Origin of the sequence: Pseudomonas fulva, assembly GCF_023517795.1 — a bacterium.
GTDB classification, from domain to species: domain Bacteria; phylum Pseudomonadota; class Gammaproteobacteria; order Pseudomonadales; family Pseudomonadaceae; genus Aquipseudomonas; species Aquipseudomonas fulva_D.
In genome coordinates this window covers 4371073-4395304 of the sequence record NZ_CP082928.1, presented here as the reverse complement: position 1 = coordinate 4395304, position 24232 = coordinate 4371073, and the positions used below count along the sequence as shown (strand labels likewise).

Genomic DNA, 24232 nt, shown 5'->3' with positions numbered 1-24232 from the left:
GAAACGGGCCCGCAGCGGGCGTACTGCGGGCCACAGGGTATTACGGCAGCGGGTTGCCGCCGGTCACCCCAAAGGTTTCACCGGTGATGTAGCTCGACTCCTGGGACGCCAGCAACACGTACAGCGGCGCGCACTCGGCGGGCTGGCCCGGACGCTTCATCGGCACCTGGGAGCCGAAGGTGGGGATCTTCTCCTGAGGCTGGCCATCGCTGGGCTGCAGCACGGTCCAGATCGGCCCTGGCGCGACCGCGTTGACGCGGATGCCCTGCTCGATCACCTGGCTCGACAGCGCCTTGGTGAAGGCGACGATGGCCGCCTTGGTGGACGCGTAGTCGAGCAGCGTGCCGGACGGATCGTAGGACTGGATCGACGCCGTGTTGATGATCGCCGCACCCGGCGGCATATGCGCCACCGCCGCCTTGCACAGCCAGAACATGGCATAGACGTTGGTCTTGAAGGTGTGGTCGAACTGCTCGGTGGTGATCTCGGTAATATGCTTCTGGGTGATCTGCTTGCCGGCCACGTTGACCAGAATGTCCAGGCCGCCGAGCGCGCCGACGGCATCACGCACCAGCGATACGCAGAAGGCTTCGTCCTTCAGATCGCCTGGGATGGCCACCGCACGACGGCCTTCGGCCTCGATCAGCTTGATGACTTCCTGGGCGTCCGGCTCTTCCTCGGGCAGGTAGTTGAGCACGATGTCCGCGCCTTCGCGGGCATAGGCGATAGCTGCCGCGCGGCCGATGCCGGAGTCGGCACCGGTGATCAGCGCCTTGCGTCCGGCCAGGCGCCCGAAGCCGACGTAGCTCTCTTCGCCATGGTCCGGCTCGGGGGTCATGTTCAGATCCAGGCCCGGCTCGGGCTGGTGCTGTGCCGGAAACTCGGGCTGCGGGTACTGGGTGAGCGGATTCTGCATGGCGAACTGGTTGGTGGTATTGCGGGTCATCGGATTCTCCTGCTGGTTGCTGGTGGATTCACGGTTGCCGCCACGTGTGAAGCGCAATCGCCGCAGGCACCAATCGCCTGCGTTACAAGTTGGGAGGAAGGCTCGCCGCTTGAAGTTCCACCCATCCGAGCAGTGGCCAGCAACTGCTCTGGCACGGCCTTCTTGCCGCCGCTTCGCTTGCTCCTCTCGCGACGCGGCGGGCTGATCAGCGCTGCGCGGCGGGCTGATCAGCGCTGCGCGGCGATCAATACCGGCCGCGCATCCCCCGGCGCCGTGGCGGTGCTCAGGCTCAGCGTCACCGGAATGGATTTGGCCGCCGGCACCTTGCTGCGCTCGGCGTGGTGCCAGAGCGGCACCAGCGGGTTGCACTCCGGGTAGTAGGCGGCGCAGCAGCCCTGGGGAATGTCGTAGGCGAGAATCTGCAGCGGCCCCACCTGACGTTCCACCTCCGGCTCCACCGCGGTGGTCACGTCCACCCAGTCTCCACCCGCCAGGCCAAGGCGCACGATGTCGTCGGCGTTCATGAAGATCACCGAACGGGTGCCATGCACGCCGCGGAAGCGGTCGTCGTAGCCATAGATGGTGGTATTGAACTGGTCGTTGCTGCGGATCGTCATCAGTTGCAGCACGTCGCGCCGGCCGTAGGGCGCGCTCACGTCGTCGTCGGCGATCAGGCACTGCGGCACCACGAATTGCGCCCTGCCACTCTCGGTTGCCCATTCGCGCTGCGCCGCCCCCAGCGGCCGGTGAAAGCCGCCCGGCTCCCACATGCGCTGTTCGAAGTCGTGGAAGATCTCCGGATACACCTGGCCGATGGCCTGGCGAATCAACCCGTAGTCGCGGCGCCAGGCGTCCCAGTCGATACCGATCTCGGCGCTCAAGGTGGCCCGCGCCAGCCCGGCGATGATCGCCGGTTCCGAGCGCAGCTGCTCGCTGGCCGGCTCGCTCTTGCCGCGCCAACCGTGGATGCAGCCGGTGCTGTCTTCGGTGCTGTGGCTTTGCTCGACGCCGTCCTGGCGGTCGATTTCGATACGCCCCAGGCACGGCAGCAGCCAGGCCTGTTCGCCGGGCAGCAGGTGCGAGTGGTTGAGCTTGGTGGCCACCTGCACGTTGAGCGCCAGGCGCTGCCAGGCAGGCTCGATCCGCCCGGTATCCGGCACCGCGCGCAGGAAGTTGCCGCCCAGGCTGACGAAGCCGCGCACCCGGCCATCGAGCATGGCGGTGCAGGCGTCGACGGTGTTCAGGCCCATGCGCTCGGGCACCTTGAACTTGAAGTACTGCTCGATCAGCTTGACCGGCACCTTGGCCGGGTCTTCGGAGATACCCACGGTGCGCTGGCCCTGCACGTTGGAGTGGCCGCGCACCGGGCAGATGCCGGCGCCGGGTTTGCCGATATTGCCGCGCAGCAACAGCAGGTTCACCAGCATCTGCACGTTCTGCACGCCCTGGCGGTGCTGGGTCAGGCCCATGCCGTAGACGATCATCACCCGCTGCGACTGGGCATAGACCAGCGCGGTGGCTTCCATGGCTGCGCGCTTGAGGCCGGTGATGGCCTCGATCTGCGCCCACTCCTGGCGGCGTACATAGGCGATGAAATCGTCGCCGCCCTGGGTGTGTTCGGCCATGAATGCCTGATCCAGCACGCCGGGCTCGCCGCGCTGCAGGGCCGCATCGTGCAGGTCGAGCAGCGCCTTGGCGACGCCGACGATGGCCGCGGTATCGCCACCGATGGCCACCTGGTGATACTGGGTGCTGATCTGCGTCGAGTTCGGGCCGAGCATCTCGCCCGGCGACTGCGGATTGACGAACTCCTGCAGGCCGCGCTCCTTCAAGGGGTTGAAGGTGATGATCGGCACGTCGCGCTGCCGCGCCTCCTGCAGTTGGTGAAGCATGCGCGGGCTGTTGCTGCCCACGTTCTGGCCGAAGAACAGCAGGCAGTCGGTGTGCTCGAAATCGTTCAGGGTCACGGTGCCGACCGGCACGCCGATGCTTTCCTGCAGGCCCACCGAGGTGCTTTCATGGCACATGTTGGAGCTGTCCGGCAGGTTGTTGGTGCCATAGGCGCGGGCCAGCAGCTGGTACATGAACGAGGCTTCCAGGGAGGCACGCCCGGAGGCGTAGAACACCACCTCGTCCGGCGGCAGGGCACGCAGGCTGGCGCCGATTTCCTGGTAAGCGGTTTCCCAGCCGGTTTCCTCGTAGCGATCGGTGCCCGGGTTGTAACGCAGCGGATGGGTCAGGCGGCCATGCTGCTCCAGGGCGTGGGCCGACCAGCCGCGCAGCTCGCTGACGCTGTGCTCGGCGAAGAACGCCGGGCTGCTGCGCTTGGCGGTCAGCTCCCAGGCCGTGGCCTTGGCGCCGTTCTCGCAGAACTCCATCGGATGGGTGTCGCCCGGCTTGGCCCAGGCGCAGCTCACGCAGGCAAACCCGTCGGGCTTGTTCTGCTTGAGCAACGCCGCGCCGATCTTCACCACCGCCTGTTCGCGCAGCACGATGCCCGCCACCGACTTGGCCGATCCCCAGCCCCCGGATGCGTCTGTGTATGGCCGATAACGGGTCTTTGGATCAGTCAGCATGTCCCTCTCCTGCGCGTGGTTCGTTCTGGTACGACGAAGCGCTGCCGCGAAAGGTTCGGGCTAACGGCCCTGTGGTCCGGCGGGCCATTGATGAGCAAGTGTGTCAGCCGACCGCAAGCGAAACGGCGGTTTGGCGAGGTGTTCGGCAACGCAGAAAGGCACCTGCAGGAGGTGCCTTGGCGGATGAATCAGGCTTACTTGCTGGCGGTAAGCGCCGCGTAGCTGGTCATCAGGTTGCGGTAGTCGGGGATGTGATCCGAGCAGATCTTCGCCAGACCTTCCACATCGTTGCGCCAGTCGCGGTGCAGCTCGCAGGCCACGGCGAACCAGTTCATCAGCTGCGCGCCGGCGGCGGTCATGCGCTGCCAGGCCGAGTCGCGGCTGATCTGGTTGAAGGTGCCCGAGGCATCGGTGACCACGAACACGTCGAAGCCTTCTTCGATGGCCGCCAGTGCCGGGAACGCCACGCACACCTCGGTCACCACGCCGGCGATGATCAGCTGCTTCTTGCCGGTGGCCTTGATCGCCTTGACGAAGTCTTCGTTGTCCCAGGCGTTGATCTGGCCAGGGCGAGCGATGTACGGCGCGTCCGGGAACAGCTCCTTCAGCTCGGGTACCAGCGGGCCGTTGGGGCCGGTTTCGAAGCTGGTGGTGAGGATGGTCGGCAGGTTGAAGAACTTGGCGATGTCGGCCAGGGCCCAAGGGACTGCTCCCGTTTCAGGGCGACCGCGCCGGAGTCAGTTTTTGCGCGAGGCAAGGCACGAGGTGCGAAGTTTGGCTGGCCAAATGAGTCACCGAGAAACGCAGCATCGCGCAAAAACTGGCCCGGCCCTACGGGTTGCGCGTAAGACCTCGCCATACGTCGTTGGAGGACTTGAAAAGGGCATGCCATTCCCTGCGTCCTCCGCCTAGCCTGGCGAGGTCTTACGCGGCAACGCGGCTCGCGCTGAAACGGGAGCAGTCCCTACCGTTGTTCTTGAACTTGTCCGGGTCGATGTCGCGCACCAGCGAGAGCAGACCGGCCTGGTGGTCGACCAGCAGAACGGCGGCGTTGTCTTTGTCCAGGCGGTTGTATTTGTTGGAAGTGGTCATGGTGTGATCCTCGTTTTTTGATGGTTGCCGAAACGTTCGGCTGATCTGGTTGGGTGGTTTGCAGTTGTCGCTGCATGTGGGAAAGATTAAATTCGACACCCATCTCGCACCAGACGGCAAAAATCGCCTCTAGCGTTCCATTTTCAGAACGGTAAGCCCATGGAAGACTTGAACACGCTCTACTACTTCACCCAGGTGGTGGAGCACGGCGGCTTCGCCCCGGCCGGCCGTGCACTGGACATTCCCAAGTCCAAGCTCAGCCGGCGCATCGCCCTGCTCGAGGAGCGCCTCGGCGTGCGCCTGCTGCAACGCACCAGCCGGCATTGCTCGCTGACCGAGATCGGCCAGGAGTACTACCAGCGTTGCGTGGCCATGCGCGTGGAAGCCGAGGGCGCTGCCGAGGTGATCGAGCGCAACCGCAGCGAGCCCCGCGGCCTGGTGCGCCTGGCCTGCCCGACCACGCTGCTCAATTCCTGGGTCGGGCCCATGCTGACCCGCTTCATGCTGCGCTACCCGGCGGTGGAGCTGTTTATCGAGAGCACCAACCGGCGCGTCGACGTGCTCCACGAAGGCTTCGATATCGCCCTGCGCGTGCGCTTTCCGCCACTGGAAAATACCGACATGGTGATGAAGGTGCTCGGCAACAGCCGCCAGTGCCTGGTCGGCCGACCGGACTTTCTCAAGCAATTGCCAGAAGGTTTTCAGCCGGCCGACCTGAGCGCGCTGCCGAGCCTGCACTGGGGCGGCTCGCAGCGCGACTACCAGTGGGAACTGTTCGGCGCGGAGAATGCGAAGCTGGTCATCCCCCACCGCCCGCGCATGGTCACCGACGACCTGATCGCCCTGCGACACGGCGCCCTGGCCGGCGTCGGCATCGCCCACGTGCCACGGGTGGCCGTGCGCGAGGACCTGGAGGCCGGCACCCTGGTGGAAATGCTGCCGGGCTGGGAACCCAAATGCGGCATCGTCCACGCCATTTTCCCCTCCCGCCGCGGCCTGCTGCCCTCGGTGCGCACGCTGATCGACTTTCTGGCGGAGGAGTTTGGGCAGAGTGATATGGCGTGAGTCACCCTATGTCTTCATCCGCGGTAATCCACATGAATCGCCTCTCCCATATCCAGGCGCTCATGAGCGCTGACGCACGCCGCTGGATACTGAGGCACGTACGTGAGCTATGCCTGCCGGACTGCTGGGTGGCTGCGGGCTTCGTCCGCAGTGCTGTCTGGGATCATTTGCATGGTCGTACCTCATCTACCCTGCCAATGGATATCGATGTGATCTGGTTCGATCCCGATAACGCTTCGCTGGAGCAGGATATAGAGCTGGAAGCCAGGTTGCTGAGCGCTGATAACACACTGAACTGGTCAGTGAAGAACCAGGCACGCATGCACCTGCGCAACGGTGATCGGCCTTATGCGTCAGCGACGGACGCAATGACTTATTGGCCCGAAACCGCAACGGCGGTTGCCGCGCGGCTGAGTGCAAGTGATGAAGTGGAGGTCGCCGCGCCATTCGGTTTGGATGATCTTTTCGATCTCGTCGTACGGCCAGTGGGGAGGTTTCGAGATGAGAAAAGGCACCTATTTCATGAGCGGCTGTATAGCAAACAGTGGCTGACGAGATGGCCTGGTTTGACTCTGGTCGACTAGGCGCGGCAAGCCTTCATATCGCGCCCATGGCGCGCTCCCACAAAAGCAAGCAGATCTGCTTCGTAGCCTGGGTTGAGCGAGGCGATACCCAGGGCATCGACCTCCCGGGTGTCGCTACGCTCGACCCGGGCTACCAGAGCGCCTCTCAGCCCTCCACCTGGCTCCACTGCTTGCTCAGTAACCCGTAGGGTGGATCACGCTTCACCGATCCACCATGGCGGATGTAAACAGCGACATCCGCCCTACGGGCTGGTCTACGCCCATGATCTCGCGCCCATGCCGCGCTCCCACACAGGCAAGAGCATCTCCGCTTCGTAGCCTGGGTCGAGCGCAGCGATACCCAGGGCATCGACCTCCCGGGTGTCGCTACGCTCGACCCGGGCTAACAGAGCGCCAGGCGATCACCCCTCCACCTGACTCCACTGCTTGCTCAGGCGCTTGTCCGACACGGCCATTTTGGTGCCCAGCTGCTGGGCCCAGAGGGATACGCGGTATTCCTCGAGCATCCAGCGGTACAGGGTCAGGTTGGGGTCGCGCTTGCCTTCCTGCAGGTGCTTGCCCAGGCGCGCCTGGTATTGCTCCCAGTAGCCGGCCAGCTCGCCGCTCCATACCCGGTCGCGTTGCAGCTGCGCGGCGATTTTGTCGAAGCGTTGTTCGATGGCCTTGAGGTAGCGCGGCAGTTCCTTGAGCCATTCGGCCGGGGTTTCGCGCACGAAGCCGGGGTAGACGAGATTGCCCAGCTGCGCCTTGATGTCGTTGAGCGCCACGGCCTGGGCCAGGTCGATCTTGCCCTTGAAGCGCTTCTGCAGGCCGTGCCACAGCTTGAGAATTTCCAGGGTCAGGCGCGCCAGCTTTTCGGCGTGCTCGGTCCAGGCGCCGCGCTTCTTCTCGGCCAGGGCGGCCAATGCGGCGCCGTCACGGGGCAGCGGCTGTTCGCCATCGAGGATGCAGCTGTCCAGGCTGGCCAGCAGGATGTCTTCGACCAGCGCCTCGACGCGGCCCAGTTCGCGATGCAGCAGGCCCAGCTCGGTCAGCCCCGGCAGCTTGCCACGCAGGAATTTGGCGGGCTCGGCCAGTTGTTGCAGCAGCAAGCGCTGCAAGGCGCGACGATGCTGGAACTCGGCTTCGGCCTGGGTCGGGAAACGCCCTTCCTTGACCACGCCACCGTCCTCGACCAGCGCCGGGAACACGGTCATGGACAGCCCGGCCACCTGCTGCTGGGTCTTCTCGGCAACCTGGGCGAAGCCCTTGGCCTCCACCGGCTTCTGCACCTTGTCGGTTTGCGGAATGGCCAGCGCAGCCTGGCTGGCCTCGGCGAAGCGGGCGGTCAGCTCGGCCAGGTCGCGGCCTTCGCCGAGCAACTTGCCGTGGGTGTCGACCACCTCGATGTTCATCTTCAGGTGATCCTCGAGCTGGCGGGTGGCCTCGCTCCACGCCTCGGCGTCGATCCGCGCACCGGTCATGCGCTGCAGCTCGCGGGCCAGGCTTTCCGGCAGGCTGCCCTGGCCGAAGGTGAGCTTGCTCAGGGCGGCGCCGACGAAGTCCGGCACCGGCACGAAGTTCTTGCGAATGGCCTTGGGCAGGCCGCGCACCAGGTCGATGGCCTTGGCCTCGATCAGCCCCGGCACCAGCCACTCCAGGCGCTCGCCTGGCAGTTGCGGCAACAGTGGCGCTGGTACGCGCAGGGTCACCCCATCGCGCGGGTGATTGGGCTCGAAGTGATAGGTGAGCGGCAGTTGCAGCTCACCGATATGCAGGGTGTCCGGATACTGCGCGGCGGTGACTTCCAGCGCCTCGCGGGCCAGCACGTCCTCCTCGCGCATCATCAGCAGTTGCGGGTCCTTGGCGCTCTCGCGCTTGTACCAGCTCTCGAAGGTGGCGGCCTGGTAGATGTCCTCCGGGATGCGCGCTTCGTAATAGGCGAACAGGGTTTCCTCGTCGGCGAGGATGTCGCGGCGGCGCGCCTTGGCTTCCAGCTCGTCGAGCCGTTCCAGCAGCGCGCGGTTGGCGTTCAGGCACTTGGCGCGGCTGTTGATTTCACCGCGCACCAGGCCTTCGCGGATAAACAGCTCACGCGAGGCCTGCGGATCGATGGGCCCGTAATGCACCGGGCGGCGCCCCACCACGATCAAGCCGTACAGGGTGACCTGCTCGTAGGCCACCACCTGGCCGCGCTTCTTCTCCCAGTGCGGCTCGAAGTGGTTCTTCTTGATCAGGTGCCCGGCCAGCGGCTCGATCCAGTCCGGCTCGATCTTGGCGACCTGGCGGGCGAACAGCTTGGTGGTCTCGACCAGTTCGGCGGCCATGATCCAGTTGGGTTTCTTGCGGCCGATCACCGACGACGGATGCACCCAGAAACGCCGCTGCCGCGCCCCCTGGTAATCGCCCTCCTCGGTTTTCTGGCCGATCTGGCTGAGCAGCCCGCTGAGGATCGCCTTGTGCACCGCGGCATAGCTCTTGGCGCGCTGCGCTGCTTCGCTGGCCTCGGCCTGCTCGCGCAGGATCACGTTGACCTTGGTATCGGTGGTGGCCTGCACCGGGTTCTGTGCGGGCTTGCCGCCGTCCGCCGCCTGAGCGCCCGCCTTGCCGGGCGTCAGCTGCAGATCCTTGGCCAGCAGCACCAGCTGGCGGTGGGCATCGCGCCACTCGCGCAGACGCATGTAGTTGAGGAAGTTCTTCTTGCACCAGGTGCGCAGCGGGTTGCTGCCCAGCTCCTGGCGTTTTTCCTCGAAGCCGCGCCACAGGTTGATCAGCGCGGCGAAATCCGAGTCCACATCCTTCCACTGCGCGTGGGCCTGGTCGGCCGCCTGCTGGCGATCCATCGGCCGCTCGCGCGGGTCCTGCACGGACAGCGCACTGGCGACGATCAGCAGCTCCTGCAGGCTGCCGAGCTTGGCCGCTTCCAGCACCATGCGACCCAGGCGCGGGTCGATGGGCAGGCGCGCCAGCTGGCGGCCCAGGGGCGTCAACTGGCTCTCACGGTTGACCGCCGAGAGCTCCTGCAAGAGGTTGAAACCGTCGCTGATGGCCTTGCCATCCGGCGGCTCGATAAAGGGGAAATCCTCGATGCTGCCCAGGCGCAGATGGAGCATCTGCAGGATCACTGCCGCCAGGTTGGTACGCAGGATTTCCGGGTCGGTGAAGGTCGGCCGGCCGAGGAAATCCTCCTCGCTGTACAGGCGCACGCAGATGCCCGGCTCGACCCGCCCGCAACGGCCCTTGCGCTGGTTGGCGCTGGCCTGGGAAATCGCCTCGATGGGCAGGCGCTGGACCTTGGCGCGGTAGCTGTAGCGGCTGATGCGCGCGGTGCCACTGTCGATCACGTAGCGAATGCCCGGCACCGTCAGCGAGGTTTCCGCCACGTTGGTGGCCAGCACGATCTTGCGCCCGGCCATGGGCGCGAAGATCTTCTGCTGCTCGGCGGGCGTGAGCCGCGCATACAGCGGCAGCACTTCGGTAAAGCGCAGGTTGGCCTTGCGCAGCACCTCGGCGGCATCGCGGATCTCGCGCTCGCCGGGCAGGAAGATCAGCACATCGCCGGGGCGCTGGCCGACGCTCTTCTCATGGGCGACTATCTCGTCCAGCGCCGCGAGAATGCCCTGGTCGACGGTCAGGTCGTCGAGCAGGCTTTCGCCCTCCTCGTCCACCTCGGCGGCCAGCGGGCGGTACCAGGTTTCCACCGGGTAGGTGCGCCCGGAGACTTCGACGATGGGCGCATCCGGCCGCCCATCGCCGCCGAAGTGCTTGGAAAAGCGCTCCAGGTCGATGGTCGCCGAGGTGATGATCACCTTGAGGTCGGGGCGGCGCGGCAGCAGGGTTTTCAGGTAGCCGAGCAGGAAGTCGATATTGAGGCTGCGTTCGTGGGCCTCGTCGACGATGAGGGTGTCGTACTTTTCCAGGTAGCGATCGTGCTGGGTTTCGGCGAGCAGGATGCCGTCGGTCATCAGCTTGACCAGCGTGCTGTCCTTGCTCTGATCCTCGAAGCGCACCTGATAGCCCACCAGCTCACCGAGCGGCGTACCGATCTCCTCCGCCACCCGCGTCGCCACGCTGCGCGCCGCCAGCCGCCGCGGCTGGGTGTGACCGATCAGGCCGTGCCGGCCACGGCCGATCTCCAGGCAGATCTTCGGCAACTGGGTGGTCTTGCCCGAGCCGGTCTCGCCGGCGATCACCACCACCTGGCTCTTTTCCAATGCCGCCTTGATCTCGTCGCGCTTGGCGGCAATCGGCAAGGCGTCGTCATAACGCATCACCGGCACGCTCGAGCGCCGCGCCTCGACCTTGGCGCACGACGCCTGAAAACGCTCCAGCCACTGCGCCTGCTTGGCCGCATCGGGCTTTTTCTGCAGCTCGTGCAACTGCCGCCGCAGACGATGGCGGTCGGCGATCAGGGCGTGGTCGAGGTTCTTCTGCAGGGCGGCGATATCGAAGGGGGCGTCGGTCATCAGGCTCGGGGCGGGTCGCGGGAAAGCGCCGATTGTCGCAGATTCGGCCCGCGGCGGGCAGGCCGCGCTGTCGAGGGCATGCCGCGAGCCGCCTGCCGGGCGGCTCGCGGCACTCACGCTTTACTCGGCGTCGAACTGCAGCTGCGGCGGGCGGCGGCGGAAGCCGCCGGTCAGCCAGGCCAGGTAGAGGCCGCCAAGTACCAGCCAGGCGCAGCCGAGCATGATCGCCAGGTGGTCGAGGCTGGCCATCAGCCACAGCGTCGCCAGCAGGCCGATCAGCGGGCACAGCAGGTACAGCAGCAGCTGCAGCGGGCCGCGCGCCTGGGGTTGGCGGGCGAAGTGGACGATCACCGAGAGGTTGACCAGGCTGAAGGCCAGGAAGGCGCCGAAGTTGATGAACGAGGTCGAGGTGGTCACGTCCAGCTTCAGGGCCAGCAGGGCCACCACGGCGCACACCAGGATGGCGCCCACCGGCGTACCGAAACGCGTGCTCAGGGTGCCGAGCAGCGCACGGGGCAGCACGCCGTCGCGGCCCATGGCAAACATCAGCCGCGAGGCGCTGGCCTGGGCCGACAGACCCGAAGTGAACTGGCCGACGATCAGGCCGATCAGGAACACCGACACGAACACATCGCCGCCGATATTGCGGGCGATCTCGTAGGCCGCCGCATCGCTGCTCTGGAACACCAGGGAGGGATGGGCCAGCTGCACGAAGTAGGCCGTGGCCACGAAGATCAGCCCGCCGATCAGGGTGATCAGCAGGATCGCCCGCGGGATGGTGCGCTCGGGCTCATGGGTTTCCTCGGTCAGGGTGCTGACCGCATCGAAGCCCAGGAACGAGTAGCAGGCCACTGCCGCGCCGGCCATCACCAGGTTCAGGTTCATGCCCTCACCGAAGAACGGCGCCAGCGACCACAACGGCTTGCTGGCATCGCCCAGCACGTAGTGCACGCACAGCGCCACGAAGGCCAGCAGCACCAGGAACTGCACCAGCATCAGCACGCCGTTGATGCCCTTGGCCAGGCGCAGCCCAACCACGTTGATCAGGCTGGTGACCACGATGAAGGTCAGCACCCACAGCGCCTGGGGCAGCTGGGGGAACGCCGAGTGCAGGTAGGCCGCGCCGATCAGCCAGATGGCCATCGGCAGGAACAGGTAGTCGAGCAGCACCGCCCAACCGGCGATGAAGCCCAGGTGATCGCTGATGCTGCGGCGCACGTAGCTGTAGGCCGAACCGGCGACCGGAAACAGCCTGGCCATGCGCGCGTAGCTGAGCGCGGTGAACAACATCGCCAGCGAGGCGGCCACGTAGGCGGCCGGGACGGCGCCGCGGGTGATCTCGGCAAGAATGCCGAAGGTGCCGAGCACGATGATCGGCGTCATGTAGGCGATGCCGAACAGCACCACCGCGCCCAGAGAAAGGGATCGTTGCAGACGAGCCATTACTTGCTACTCCCGTTTTATGTGTTTTTATGGCAGGGCCGAAGTCGGCAAAAGCACGCGGCTGGGCCGCAGCGGGCGCTTCTGTGGCGCCCGGCAGGTCAATCAGGGAATCAGCAGCTCACGCAGGCCGTTGGCATGCTCGACGCGCGTGCCCGGCAGCGGCATGCGCCGCTCTTCCAGGTAGCGATAGTCACGGCGCGCCTCGGCCAGGCGCTGGAAGTCCAGGGCGATGGTCTGCCGGCACGGCTCGCGGCCGGCCTCCAGCAGCAGGCTGCCGTTGGGGTCGACCACCGCGCTGCCACCGGCGAACACCAGGCCGCCGTCGCCCTCGCCCACCCGGTTGCTCATCACCGCATAGGCCTGGTTCTCCATGGCCCGCGCCATGATCGCGGTGCGGTGCGTCGGCCCGTAGGGGTCCATGTTGCCGTTCGTGACGATCAGCAGCTCGGCGCCCAGTTCGCCCAGGGCGCGGGCGCTCTCCGGGAACTCGATGTCGAAGCACACCAGCAGGCCGACACGTACGCCATCGAGCAGCGCCGTGGCGTAGCGGTCGCCCGGGGTGAACACGCCGCGGTCCGAGGCCCACAGGTGGGTCTTGCGGTAGCTGAGCAGGAGGTTCTGCCCGTCCAGCAGCACCGTGGTGTTGTAGAAGGTGCCGCCGTCGTTCTCGGCGAAACCGATGGCCACCGCCAGCCCGCGGGCCGCAGCGGCCTGGCCGATGGCGGTCAGGCTCGGGCCGTCCAGGGGTTCGGCCAGCGCGGCGATGTTGTCCGCGGTCGGGAAGCCGGTCAGGTAGGTTTCCGGGAACACCAGCAGGCGCGTCCCCGCCTGGCACGAGGCGATGGCCTGCAAGGCCTGGGCGAGGTTGTGGGCCGTATCACCGTCACGACCGGTGAGCTGAGCGAGTTCGACTTGCATGACGGGGGCTCCGTTCTTGTTGTTGCATGACGCAGAGGGCACCCACAGAATGCCGGGACCCATCCGCCTGGGTTCGAGTATGGAGGCTGAGCCACCCGGGCGAAATCACGCACGCGGGGTAACCCCACAGGGGTAGACAGACGACCATGACCTTGCACGACATCGCCTTTCACCGCAGCGTGGCCGAGCTCATCGAAGCCCTGCACAGCCCGCCGTTCTGGCGCACCCTGGCCCGCGCCCTGGCCCAGTACGTGCACCATGACAGCTGGGTGGCGTTGATCTTCAGCGAAGGTCGTCCCCAGGTGCTGGCCGAAAGCCCCGGCAACGACGGCGCGCCGGACCTGCTGTTCCAGGACTACCTGCACGGCCTCTACCTGCTCGACCCCTTCTACATCGCCAGCCGGGAAAGCGGCCGTGAAGGCCTGGTGCGTCTGAGCGAGGTCGCCCCGGAATGCTTCGAGCAGACGGACTACTACCAGCGCTACTTCAGCCTCAACGTGGTGGCCGACGAGGTGCAGTTCAACGTCGCCCTGCCCGGCGCGCGCACCCTTTGCCTGTCCCTGGGCTCACGGCAACGCTTCCTGCCGGAGCAGATCGCCCTGCTCTCCCTGGTGCAGCCCTGGGTGGCAGCGCTGATGCGCCAGCGCCTGGGCTTCGAGCCGGAACCCAGCGAGCCCGCCGCCGCTCCGCCCTGGCAGGAACGCCTGGAACAGATGGCACAGCAGGTGGAAACGGCGCTGACCGGTCGTGAACTGGAAGTGGTGCGCCTGATGCTCGCCGGCCATTCCAGCAAGGAGGTGGCCCGCAAGCTGGCCATCTCGGCGGAGACCGTCAAGGTGCACCGCAAGCATGTCTACAGCAAGCTGGGCATCAAGTCGCAGTCAGAGTTGTTCGCTCTGTTCCTGCAGGCCCAGCGCGGCTAGGCCTGCAGTACGGCGATCAAGGATGGCGAAGCGCGCTGCCCGGCTGACTGCTGCCCGGCACCACCACCATCAGGCAGGCCGGCAGCTTGCGGCGCAGGCTGGTCGGCGTTTCGAGGGCGAACGCGACCCGCCAGTGGGAGCCCTCGCGGATGGAATCGAGCCGGTAACTGCCGACCTCCTCTTCCGAGAGGCCCAGATAATCGGCGAGTTGGCGATTGGTAGGTTTGGCGCTCATAGATAACCCTTTCCATGGATTTCGACAGGCACACAAGGACGTAGCGTCGCCACTGTTTCGCGGCGTTAATGCAGAATGGTTCATGTTTCGAGGATATGCAAAATAAAAGCGGAACCATTTGCAACAGGCCGTCTCGGATTTAGATAGCGTTCACACTTTTCTGTGCCTGCACCCACGTTCACGGAAGACCTAACAATGAAGCTGAGCGAACATTCCGTCCGAGATCTTTCCGCCGATATCCTCAAGTGGCTGCCCGTCGGCATGGCCCCGCGCCTCGAAGCCCTGGTGGCGGCGCAGAACTCGACCGTCACCGACGAGATCATCCGCGCCATCGATGCGCACCTGTGCAAACAGTCGAAGGCCAACATCCTCGCCATCGCCCGCGAAGCCAACGTGCTGAGCCACCGCGAAGCCTAGCGCCTCAGTCGCTCGGCTCGACCCGCTGCACCACCACCTCCTGCTGGGTGTACATGTCCGTCAGCACCACCTCGCCTTCGGTGAGGTCCGGGGTGATCATCACCGAGCGGATCAGCCGCACTTCCTGCCCTTCGCGCGCCTGAATGTTCTCGAACGCCACCACGATGGACTGGTTGCGCCAGTGCCCGACATCGAAGCCACCGGCGGCGATGAACTGCCCGATATCGCGCTGATCGTTGAACGCCGCCGCCGGCAATACCAGCGGCCGATCCCCGAGGAACACCTCGAAGTACTGGTGGCTGCTCGCCGGGAAGTTACGCACGATCACATGCTCGATGCGCCAGTGATACACAGAGTTCTCGTAGACCACCTTGCGCTCCACCGGCTTGCCGGTACACGCGGTGAGCAACGGCAAGAGCATGGCGCCCAGGCACAGGCCGAGTTTACGCAGCATGACGGAAGGCTCCACGGCAGGCAGCGACGCCACTCTGAATGAAAGGCTGACGCCATTCGCCCCGGGCAGCGGTTCACTGGTTTCGTTATCGCACAGAAGCTGTGCCCATGATCGCTACGCTGTCAGGCGTCGCCATCTGCGCTTGCGGCGGGTTCTTTCGGCTTCTGCTGCGCTCGGCGCATCTGGCTGCGCTGGCGCCTGGCCTGCTGCTTGGCGTGCAGCGCCTGGGCCGCCGTCACGCTGCCAGCCGCCTGGCCGTTCAAGTCCAGGCGCGGGGCATTTTCGACCATGCTGGCCCAGTACCGACCGCCCCGACACCAGGACGCCAGGCCGAGCTTGAGCTGCTCCTGGGTGATGCCGAGTTGTTCCAGGTGCTGTTCGGCATCCTTGAGAATGCCCTCCTTGAGCGGCACTTTAGGGGCGGGGTTGACCGGGAAGGCCAGCGGAAAGTGCTTCTGCAGACGCCAGATCGCCTCCAGGGCAGGATCCTGTTCCTGAGACTTCCGAGGCGCGGCAGGCGGGCGCTTGCGCTGCTTGGTAGTCTCGGTCTTCACCTGCTCCTTCTCGGCCCGCAGGCGGTCACGTAGATCCGCTAATTGCTCAAAACCCATCGTTCAATTCACAGCTTGGTGGTTGATTTGGGGCGAAGCTTATCCCATGCAGCCGTCGAGGGCAGCCCGCAGGGGGCAAATGCCGATGATATTCGCCTCGCTCATACCTCGATGAGGGCTCACGGCAGCAGTGCAATGCTGACAACCCTTGGAAACCAAACCCTTCATGGCCCCTTTTGGCGGCGAAATCCGTTAAGGTCGCCCGCTCGATCAGGTTTCGGAAGCCCCTTCATGAAGTCGCTGTTTCGCCTGGAAGATCTGGAGTTCAGCCAGGCACAACTGCGCCTGGTGGTGGCGTTCGTGGTATCGCTCTATGCCCTGATCATGTACCCACTGGGGCTGCTCGATGCCGAGCTGCTGAAGGCCGTGCTGGTGACCGGAGCGCTGTTCACGCTGCTCTCGATGCTGCTGCTCGCCCACCTCTGGTTCTTGCCGCAGCCCATGGTGTGGCGCCGGGTTGCCGCCATGCTGCTGGACAACCTGGGCGCCTGCGCGGTGATGATCCTCGGCCAGGAGACGCTGCTGCCCACGTTCTGCGTACTGCTGAGCATGACGGTCGGCAATGGCGTGCGCTTCGGCCGGCCCTACCTGATCCTGGCCACCACCTTCGGCCTTGCGTCCCTCTCGCTCATCGCGGTGTTCGTGCCCTTCCTGCAGGAGCACCCGGCCGTCCTGGTGATGATGGTGCTGAGCATGCTGGTGCTGCCCACCTTCAGCTACTTCCTGCTGGGCCGTTTGCAGGAGGCCATGGCCGCCGCCAAGCGCGCCGACCAGGACAAGTCGCGGTTTCTGGCCCAGGCCAGCCATGACCTGCGCCAACCCATCCACGCCATCGGCCTGTTCACCACCTGCCTGCGTGGCACCCCGCTCAATGCCGAACAACATCAACTGATCGACAGCGTCGACCGCTCGCTGCTCAGCGTCGAACAGCTGTTCCGCTCGCTGCTCGACATCTACACGCTCGACCAGCAGCAGGTCTTGCCGCGCAAACAGACGGTGGATCTGCATCGACTGCTCGCCGATCTGAAGAAGCAGAACAGCGAGGCCGCACGCTGGGCCGGGGTGGATATCCGCATACGTGGCGCCGCCGCACTCACCTACAGCGACCCGGCGCTACTCAGCACCCTGCTGCAGAATCTGATCTCCAACGCCATCAAATACGCGCCGGGCAGCCCCCTGCTGATCGCCTGCCGCCGGCGTGGCTCGACCCTTACCCTGCAATTGCATGATCGCGGCCCGGGCATCGCCCCGGAGCACCTGCCGCACCTGTTCGAAGAGTTCTATCGGGTGCGCCAGGCGCGGGACCGGGATGTCGAAGGCATCGGGCTGGGGTTGAGCATCGTCAGGCGCATCGCCACCCTTCTCGATCTGCGCATCGCGGTCGCCTCGCGAGTAGGCCATGGCACCTCGATCACTCTGGAAGGGCTACCGGCGGTCATGCCTCACGGGCCGACCCCTTTGCTGCCGCCAGCCGAGCCTGGCGCCGATCTGCAAGGCATTCACGTGCTGCTCATCGAGGACGATCGCAGCGTGCTGGAAGCGATGGCCAGACTGCTGCGGGCATGGGGATGCCAGGTGACCGCCATCGACGCCCCGCCCACGTCAGCACTGCCCTGCGACGTGCTGGTGACGGATTTCGATCTGGGCCGCGAGGCCACTGGCATCGAATGCCTGGCGCAGCTGGAGAAGTGGCGTGGCCGTCCGTTACCGGCAGTGATCCTGACCGGCCACGACCCGGAGAAGATCCGCTCGGCGCTACCGGATCCACGCATACCGCTGCTGTCCAAGCCGGTGCGCTCCGCCGAGCTGCAGCGGGTCATCGCCGAACTGGCCGGGCGCTAGGGCCTGACCTAGACGCTTCGATTCTGCGCGCCCAGCCCATGCCGGGCGCCCAGCGCCGCGGCAGCCGAGCGCGTGCCCAGGCCAAGCGCGCTCAGCAGCGCAGAGACATGAATCCGCACGGTAAACGGCGATATACACAGGATCCGCGCTATTTCCTTGTTGCTCAGCCCTGCCGTGATCAGCTGCAGCACCTCGAATTGCCGTGCAGTGAGCGACGAGAAATGCTCGGCCGCAGCTGGCGGCTCATAGGCGGTGAAGCTGCCCTGGGGCGCGCAGCGAACCACACGTTCGCCACTCAACGCGGCCGTCAACGCCTCGGCGACCTCGTGGGGAGGCAGCGATTTGCCGATAAAGGCGCTGGCCCCCTGGTTCATGATCCGCTCGACCACCAGCGGGTCTTCGCACATCGACACCACCACCAGCAACGCGGCGGGAAACTCCTGGCGCCAGTCGGCGATGGATGCCCACTGGTTATCGCTCGAATACATCAGGTCCAGCAGGATGCCCGCCGGAGGCTGCGCCCGTGCCAGCGTCAATGCCTCATCCAGCGTCGCCGCTTCTTCGATGGAGGCGTCCGGCCGGGCCTGCGCGAGCAGCCGCACCAGCCCGTCGCGAAACAGCGGGTGATCGTCAGCGACGATGAAAAGATCATGGGGCATCTGCGGTGAGCATCCGGGCGTCTGTGGGCGATACGATACCGTATCGCCCCCTGCATCGCAGTCTGGGCTTCGCGTTGACTGCATTTGCCTAAATGTCTGAGGGACTTCCAAAAGAGCCTCGCAAGAACATCGCTGGCTAAGAAGTTTCAACGCCCACTATGTCAATCCAAACTCGACACCAGCGAAAAGCATACTCGGCAGCGCCGCTTAACTGCACCATAACGACTCAATACACCAAAGAATTTATAAATGTCAGATGCCGCCAACCTGGACCTTTATACATGCTCAACGCCTCATGTAATTTAACTCAACGATAAAGAAGAAACCTTAGACATAACGTTGACTCAGTAGCAATACTGCCTCAACGGAAATTCGACATGATCAAGGTTAAACCCGAAGTCAACGTTATTGCATCAGGCCTAGGTTTTATCGAGGGGCCAGCCGTCGCGGACGGAGTGATATATACATGTGATATACGAGGAGGAAGAATCTGGCAAGTTTCAAATGGCCTCCCTACTGTGCTCAGCACTGTAGGAGGTGGTCCTAACGGCATTGCGATTGGGCCAGATGGCCAGATATATGTGGCTAACAATGGCGGCAATATGCGCTGGGAAAGCAGAGACGGGCTGACGCTCTCTCATGGTTTTCAAACGCAGGATTATGACTCAAGAATCGAAAGTATCGACCTTGATACCAAACAGGTCGAACGAATCGTCGATAACATAAATGGCACAAAGTTCGAGGCAATTGATGATCTTGTTTTTGATAGCCATCACGGCTTCTGGTTCACCGATCTCGGGCGAGACGGCGACAGGCATAGAACGTATGGCGGTGTTTACTGGGCAAGTGGGCTGTCAGGCAAATGTAGGGAGGTCGCCTATCCGCTCGAGATGGGTGCCAATGGGTTAGGGCTCTCGCCGGATGGGAAAAAGTTGTACGCCACTGAATATGGTGCCGGACGACTATGGTCGTGGGATATAGACTCACCTGGTTATCTAAAAAATACCAACAACGACAGCCGACATGGCGGCAAGCTTGTTTGGCAGGCACCCGACGCACAGTTACTCGACAGCCTCGCGATTGCAGCAGACGGAAATATATTCGTTGCCACTCAGCCACTTGGGGTTTTCTCTGTAATTACGCCGAATGGATTACATATCGCCACCCTCGAAATGCCAGAGCATTTTCCTACAAATCTTTGCTTCGACCCCGATCAGCCAAACGCAGCGTACGTCACGCTATCGAGCACGGGGATATTGGCGCGAGTCGAATGGGACAGCAAAGCCTTTTAACGTTCAACCACGAGGACGCTCTGCATGATCAAACTTTATGACCATGTCAACGTACCAGCGCAGCAACACCATTTTCATATCAACGGCATCGACCTCCATGCGGTGACAGCAGGACAAGGTGAACCGCTGCTCTTATTACATGGCACGCCAAAAACGCATATTTACTGGCGAGAGCTCTTACCCCTTCTGACGAAGCGGTTTCAGGTCATTGCGCCGGATCTTCGTGGCGCTGGGATTAGCGGCCACCCCTACGCGGAGAAAGGCTATCTGTCATCGACAATGGCTGAAGATATGAAGCAGTTGCTTGACGCATTGGGTATCGACGAAGCTTATGTGCACGGTGAAGACCGAGGCGCCGAGTATGGACTGGTGCTCGCCGCCACCCACCCTACCCGTGTTAAAGCGCTGAGCTTCGCCGAAATGATGCTGTCCGGGTTTGGGTTAGAGGAACGATCGTTTTTTACCGAGCGCAATGTCATAGAGGGGGAAGAACACCGAGGAGTATGGGAATGGCATATCCCCTTTTTTTTCACTCCTGATGTTCCAGAAATGCTGATTACGGGAAAGGAGCGCGAATTCTGGACGTACTGGCTAAACAAGCAAAGCTACGACTCTACCGCTTTGCCGGATGACATCAAGGAAGAGTGGATAGCGCTACTGTCCACTCCCCACGGCCTCAGAGGCACGCTCGATACCTACAAGGCGACCTTGGAAAACGCCAAGATTAACCACTCGCTCCAATCGCAGCTTCCCTCGCTGCCGGTAATGACCATTGGAGCATCGCATTTCTTTGCGGACCTGGTTCGCCAAAGTATCGAGGCACTCGGGATACAGCCGGTGCGCCACGTCACTTTTGAGAATTGCGGCCATGCACTGTCTCTAGAACAACCTGCAAGGCTGGCCGAAACCCTTCACGCATTTTTCCTAGAGAAGCGCTGAGGCTGGAACTCGCAGGCAGAGCAGATTCCCATCGGTCTCATCACCGTCGATGATCAACCTGCGAGGCCTAGCCGAAACGAATCGACTAGCTCTCGCAAGCCCGGAGGCATTTGTCTTCGTCCCGGGTAGTAGATGTGAAATGCGGGTTCGATCGGTGCCCAATCTGGCAGTACGATTTGCAATTCCCCTCTTTCGAGGTGCCCGCGAACTCGCTCTTCAAGGCAGTATGTGATTCCGCGGTCAGCCAGCGCCATTTCAATACCGAAGGCAGTTTCGTTCACACAAAGCTGCCCAGGCACATCAATGCTACGGTGCTCGCCATCCCTCTCAAAATCCCAGCGGTAGATTACACCGTTGCCCATCCGAATCTGAATGCAGTTCTGGTGCTTTAGATCTTCAGGCTCGACGACCCTGGGATTGCTGTTCAGATACCGGGGAGAGGCCACTGCGACCCAGCGAAGCTCATCGCTGATCCTCACTGCGATGAAGTCCTCGGGAATCCTATCGCCGAAGCGAACGCCGGCATCGAACCCGGCAGCCACGATGTCCACAATCCGATCTTCTACCGCGACTTCTACGGACACCTCGGGGTAGGCCTCCAAAAAAGGCGGCAGATACTTTGTAAACAGCAACCGAGCACCGTCACTCAAAACGTTCAAGCGCAGCCTGCCAGAAGGTCTGTCACGGTGGCGATCGAGCGCCGCCAGAGCCCCACTGATCTCCGTGAAACCGATTGTGAGGCGCTTCGCCAGGGCCGCTCCGGCATCAGTTGGTGAAACGGTGCGGCTGGTGCGATTAAGCAGCCTTACCCCAAGTCGCTGCTCAAGATTCCGCACGGCATGGCTTAGCGCAGAAGTAGTGATACCAAGCTCCACCGCTGCCTGAGTGAAGCTCCTGAGCCTTTCCACTGCAAGAAACGAATTCAAGTCAGCCAAGTCTGCACGGGAAAGGCGTGCTGTCGGTAGTACAGGCATCTGCGGTAACCACTATTGATTTAAATTCAATGCTTGGTGCAATAGCGCTCGACAATGAGCGATAACTCATAGGGTACCATCAATTTAATTCAACATTATTGGGAATTACATTCCTACAGGGCTCATCTACGTGCCCCATATCTACCTTACGATCACCTAGCCATGTTGCGCTTACGCGTAATCAAAGCTTGTTGCTGATTGCCGGCGTGACGGACGAGGCGGCTCCTGCCTTCGGCTTGGAAGGGCCAAACTTCGGTCGAGCACTCAAGGGCGCTGATCGAGAGTCACCAGTCATCCTCCTGGAGCATCGCCCGGAAGGGGCGGCCCGCTCAGCAACTGAAGGACTGAGCATCTAGCTATCAGGCACACCCACAGCGGAATGATCAAAGGGCTTGATCTCATCGCTCGATACGCCAATGGAGGGTTCGTGTCAGGCGAATACGACGTCGGGCGGTGAAGCTCTATGTCAGCAACGGCACTGCCCTCTGGAACGGCTTCCCTATTCGATTGGGCGTTCCAGCTGAAATCACTGAAATCGTGTTGCGAGCAAGCCCCGCTTCCCAACTGAAACCTAGCAAGGAGAATTCCTGATGAATCATCCAGCCATCTGCAAAAACTCGGTCGCCGTCGTCACCGGAGCAGCGTTGGGCATTGGCTACGCCATCGCCCATAAGGTTGCCAAAGAGGGAATGAATGTCGTGCTTTTCGACAAAAATTCTGCGGCGCTCAAATCTGCAGCTAGCTCGATTCGTAGAGATGCACCCGACGTGAACGTCCTCGCAATCGAAGGGGACGTCACGTCGCAAGCGGATCTACACAGACTCTACGAACAGGCATGTGAGTTCGGTCGCGTGTCCCTGCTGGTTAACAACGCTGCGATCATCACAGGGGCTGGCCCTTGGGATGGAGTGTCCCAGTGGAGGACGCTCATGGAGGTTAATTTCTGGAGTGCTCTCACCCTCCAGCAGCTTTTTGTAGAAACGATGTTCTCTCAGGAAGGAAATGCGGCGATCGTAAACGTTGGATCGAAGGAAGGCATAACTACGCGACCTGGGAACGCGGCCTATTCAGTCTCGAAGGCCGCAATAAAGGTACTTACCGAGCAGTTAGCTCACGAGTTGCGCGAAAGGGTTGGTGACCGAATCACCGCGCACCTATTGATCCCGGGATACACCTTCACGCCGATGAATTTTCCCGACATGACCTCGTCGACCCAAAAACCAGACGCCCCTTGGACTGCGGATCAAGTAGCCGATCGGCTGGTAGCGCAAATGGCTGAAGGAGAGTTCTACATTTTCTGTGAAGACAATGAGGCGAGTTGGGAGCTCGACCAGCGCCGCATGCAATGGGCTGCCGATGACCTCATTTTGAAGCGCCCTGCCCTGTCTCGCTGGCATAAGGATTACGCGGATCAATTCTCTGCCTATGTTGCAGACATAGCCCCGCAGTGAAATCCCTGTCCTGACATCTGCCTGGGTGAGATGCCAAGGCAGGCCTGGCATCTCCGCCCTTTCCGCCCTTAAGACAATCTCCTTTTGCTACACCGGGCGGTGCCGTTGGCACCGTTTGGCGTAAGGCGCAATTGAATGACAAGCCAATCGAACACAGAAACATCTGCCGCCACTGCTCCGAAAATCGAAGTGCCTCATGGCGTCGGTATTGCTATCGCGATGTTGAGCCTTGGGGGCCTCTTCATTGGCACCGGCGAGTTCGCGTCAATGAGCCTGCTGCCGGGGCTCGCGTCCAGCACCGGCGTATCAATTCCTGTGGCTGGGGGGTACATCACAGCCTACGCACTGGGCGTGGTAATTGGCGCTCCGATGATCGCCATCCTCGCGGCACGCTGGCCTCGCAAGACACTGTTGATCGCTCTGCTCGCGCTGTTTGCAATAGGGTACGGCGCAAGTGCAGTTGCCTGGAATCATGCAAGTTTGCTCGGCGCCCGTTTCTTGGCCGGACTGCCGCATGGGGCTTACTACGGGGTAGCGTGCCTCGTTGCTGCCACGATGGTTGCTGATAACCGTAAAGCACAGGCAGCTGGGTACGTTATGGCAGGTCTGGCAGCAGCCAACGTTGCCGGGGTGCCAGCTGCAACATGGATTGGTCAGTTGTTCGGATGGAGGGGCGCCTTTTCCGGCCTGGCAGCCGGTGGTGCATTAGCAATCGTCCTGTTCTGGTGGCTCATCCCGTCGATTCCCAAGGATGAGAAAGCGAGCCCCAAATCCGAGCTGTCAGGCCTCAAAAAGCCTCAGCTTTGGCTCACATTAGCTACAGCATCTATCGGCTTCGGCGGGATGTTCTCAGTGTACAGCTACATCACACCGACACTTACTGAGGTAACTGGCTTCACATCCGGACAAGTGCCAATGGTGCTGGCGCTCTGGGGCGTGGGCATGATCGTGGGCAACTTGATTGGGGGCTGGTTAGCAGACCGCTCTCTGGTGCCGGCCATCTTCTACATCATGATCTGGAACACTGTCTTTCTAGCTCTTTTCTCGGTGTTGGCTTCCTCAAGCGATGGCACCTTGGCTGTGCTCTTCCTTGTAGGCTGCGGATTTGCCCTTGTACCTGCTCTGCAGGTACGCCTGATGAACGTCGCCGGTGAGGCGCAAACCTTGGCAGCAGCGCTCAATCACAGCGCGTTCAACATCTCCAACGCGATTGGCGCGACGCTTGGTGGTCTCTCGATCGCAGGCGGCTTTGGTTGGGCGTCGACTGGCTGGGTAGGCGCTGCTCTTGCCGCGCTAGGCACCCTCTTCTTCGCCATCTCGATCAGCCTTGAGAAACGCGCCAAAGCTAAAGCAGTCGCAGCCTGAA

The 24232-nt window shown here is 62.9% G+C and carries 20 protein-coding genes and 2 pseudogenes; 10 read left to right on the top strand and 12 right to left on the bottom strand.

The genetic code is table 11. From position 1 onward, the window contains the following. Positions 1-40: 40 nt before the first annotated feature. The 4 genes and pseudogenes from K8U54_RS20245 to K8U54_RS20230 form a co-directional block, all read right to left on the bottom strand. Positions 41-946 (bottom strand): SDR family oxidoreductase, encoded by a 906-nt coding sequence (locus tag K8U54_RS20245; RefSeq protein ID WP_249907483.1) that lies wholly within the window; start codon positions 944-946, stop codon positions 41-43. A gap of 227 nt (positions 947-1173) precedes the next feature. Beyond that, a complete protein-coding gene (locus K8U54_RS20240; RefSeq protein ID WP_249907482.1) occupies positions 1174-3522 on the bottom strand; it encodes an FdhF/YdeP family oxidoreductase in 2349 nt (782 codons plus the stop codon). 194 nt (positions 3523-3716) lie between these two features. Next, positions 3717-4220 (bottom strand): annotated as a pseudogene (gene ycaC / locus K8U54_RS20235) (isochorismate family cysteine hydrolase YcaC); the annotation flags it as partial. Positions 4221-4446: 226 nt separating this feature from the next. After that, positions 4447-4614 carry a hypothetical protein gene (locus K8U54_RS20230; RefSeq protein ID WP_434059961.1) on the bottom strand — a complete coding sequence of 56 codons (168 nt, stop codon included), beginning with the start codon at positions 4612-4614 and terminating at the stop codon, positions 4447-4449. Positions 4615-4773: 159 nt separating this feature from the next. Between K8U54_RS20230 and K8U54_RS20225 the strand changes: the two genes are divergently transcribed. Together K8U54_RS20225 and K8U54_RS20220 are read left to right on the top strand one after the other, a co-directional pair. Further along, positions 4774-5679 carry a LysR substrate-binding domain-containing protein gene (locus tag K8U54_RS20225; protein WP_249907481.1) on the top strand — a complete coding sequence of 302 codons (906 nt, stop codon included), beginning with the start codon at positions 4774-4776 and terminating at the stop codon, positions 5677-5679. Between the two features lie 32 nt (positions 5680-5711). Further along, positions 5712-6263, top strand: coding sequence for a nucleotidyltransferase family protein (locus tag K8U54_RS20220; RefSeq protein WP_249907480.1), 552 nt, complete (start codon positions 5712-5714; stop codon positions 6261-6263). A 401-nt stretch (positions 6264-6664) separates the two neighbouring features. Here K8U54_RS20220 and hrpA read toward each other — a convergent pair whose 3' ends face one another. The 3 genes from hrpA to K8U54_RS20205 all read right to left on the bottom strand — a co-directional run bounded on the left by hrpA (position 6665) and on the right by K8U54_RS20205 (position 13069). Continuing rightward, positions 6665-10708, bottom strand: coding sequence for an ATP-dependent RNA helicase HrpA (gene hrpA, locus K8U54_RS20215; RefSeq protein ID WP_249907479.1), 4044 nt, complete (start codon positions 10706-10708; stop codon positions 6665-6667). Positions 10709-10828: 120 nt separating this feature from the next. Then, the gene (locus K8U54_RS20210) at positions 10829-12151 is read right to left on the bottom strand and encodes an APC family permease (protein WP_249907478.1); all 1323 of its coding nucleotides are present in this window, start codon (positions 12149-12151) and stop codon (positions 10829-10831) included. Between the two features lie 102 nt (positions 12152-12253). Further along, positions 12254-13069: a carbon-nitrogen hydrolase family protein gene (locus K8U54_RS20205; protein ID WP_249907477.1), complete on the bottom strand. Its 816-nt coding sequence runs from the start codon at positions 13067-13069 to the stop codon at positions 12254-12256. A gap of 146 nt (positions 13070-13215) precedes the next feature. Between K8U54_RS20205 and K8U54_RS20200 the strand changes: the two genes are divergently transcribed. Continuing rightward, a complete protein-coding gene (locus tag K8U54_RS20200; protein WP_249907476.1) occupies positions 13216-13992 on the top strand; it encodes a helix-turn-helix transcriptional regulator in 777 nt (258 codons plus the stop codon). A 16-nt stretch (positions 13993-14008) separates the two neighbouring features. On the opposite strand, the gene K8U54_RS20195 is transcribed toward K8U54_RS20200, so the two are convergent. Next, positions 14009-14227 carry a hypothetical protein gene (locus K8U54_RS20195; RefSeq protein ID WP_249907475.1) on the bottom strand — a complete coding sequence of 73 codons (219 nt, stop codon included), beginning with the start codon at positions 14225-14227 and terminating at the stop codon, positions 14009-14011. 195 nt (positions 14228-14422) lie between these two features. Between K8U54_RS20195 and K8U54_RS20190 the strand changes: the two genes are divergently transcribed. Next, positions 14423-14644 carry a hypothetical protein gene (locus K8U54_RS20190; RefSeq protein WP_249907474.1) on the top strand — a complete coding sequence of 74 codons (222 nt, stop codon included), beginning with the start codon at positions 14423-14425 and terminating at the stop codon, positions 14642-14644. A 4-nt stretch (positions 14645-14648) separates the two neighbouring features. Here the strand turns inward: K8U54_RS20190 and K8U54_RS20185 are convergent, their stop codons facing one another. Beyond that, positions 14649-15098 (bottom strand): hypothetical protein, encoded by a 450-nt coding sequence (locus tag K8U54_RS20185; RefSeq protein WP_249907473.1) that lies wholly within the window; start codon positions 15096-15098, stop codon positions 14649-14651. A gap of 122 nt (positions 15099-15220) precedes the next feature. Then, complete coding sequence (locus K8U54_RS20180) at positions 15221-15709, bottom strand: ProQ/FinO family protein (RefSeq protein WP_249907472.1); 489 nt, start codon at positions 15707-15709, stop codon at positions 15221-15223. Between the two features lie 231 nt (positions 15710-15940). Here K8U54_RS20180 and K8U54_RS20175 point away from each other — a divergent pair, with 231 nt between their 5' ends. After that, positions 15941-17551 carry a hybrid sensor histidine kinase/response regulator gene (locus K8U54_RS20175; protein WP_249907471.1) on the top strand — a complete coding sequence of 537 codons (1611 nt, stop codon included), beginning with the start codon at positions 15941-15943 and terminating at the stop codon, positions 17549-17551. 8 nt (positions 17552-17559) lie between these two features. On the opposite strand, the gene K8U54_RS20170 is transcribed toward K8U54_RS20175, so the two are convergent. Beyond that, a complete protein-coding gene (locus K8U54_RS20170; RefSeq protein ID WP_249907470.1) occupies positions 17560-18210 on the bottom strand; it encodes a response regulator transcription factor in 651 nt (216 codons plus the stop codon). A gap of 377 nt (positions 18211-18587) precedes the next feature. Between K8U54_RS20170 and K8U54_RS20165 the strand changes: the two genes are divergently transcribed. Both K8U54_RS20165 and K8U54_RS20160 read left to right on the top strand, forming a co-directional pair. Continuing rightward, positions 18588-19502, top strand: a complete 915-nt coding sequence (locus K8U54_RS20165; RefSeq protein WP_249907469.1) for an SMP-30/gluconolactonase/LRE family protein — start codon at positions 18588-18590, stop codon at positions 19500-19502. A 24-nt stretch (positions 19503-19526) separates the two neighbouring features. After that, on the top strand, positions 19527-20441 hold the full coding sequence (locus K8U54_RS20160) for an alpha/beta fold hydrolase (RefSeq protein ID WP_249907468.1): 915 nt from the start codon (positions 19527-19529) through the stop codon (positions 20439-20441). 53 nt (positions 20442-20494) lie between these two features. Here K8U54_RS20160 and K8U54_RS20155 read toward each other — a convergent pair whose 3' ends face one another. Beyond that, positions 20495-21415, bottom strand: coding sequence for a LysR family transcriptional regulator (locus K8U54_RS20155; RefSeq protein WP_249907467.1), 921 nt, complete (start codon positions 21413-21415; stop codon positions 20495-20497). Positions 21416-21576: 161 nt separating this feature from the next. Between K8U54_RS20155 and K8U54_RS25250 the strand changes: the two are divergent. From K8U54_RS25250 to K8U54_RS20145, 3 genes and pseudogenes are all read left to right on the top strand, one after another. Continuing rightward, positions 21577-22006: pseudogene (locus K8U54_RS25250) on the top strand (metallophosphoesterase); the annotation flags it as partial. Further along, positions 22006-22866 (top strand): SDR family NAD(P)-dependent oxidoreductase, encoded by an 861-nt coding sequence (locus K8U54_RS20150; protein WP_249907466.1) that lies wholly within the window; start codon positions 22006-22008, stop codon positions 22864-22866. The pseudogene K8U54_RS25250 and the gene K8U54_RS20150, both read left to right, overlap by 1 nt. Positions 22867-23073: 207 nt before the next feature. Next, positions 23074-24231 (top strand): MFS transporter, encoded by a 1158-nt coding sequence (locus K8U54_RS20145; protein WP_434060036.1) that lies wholly within the window; start codon positions 23074-23076, stop codon positions 24229-24231. The last annotated feature ends 1 nt before the right edge of the window (position 24232 follow it).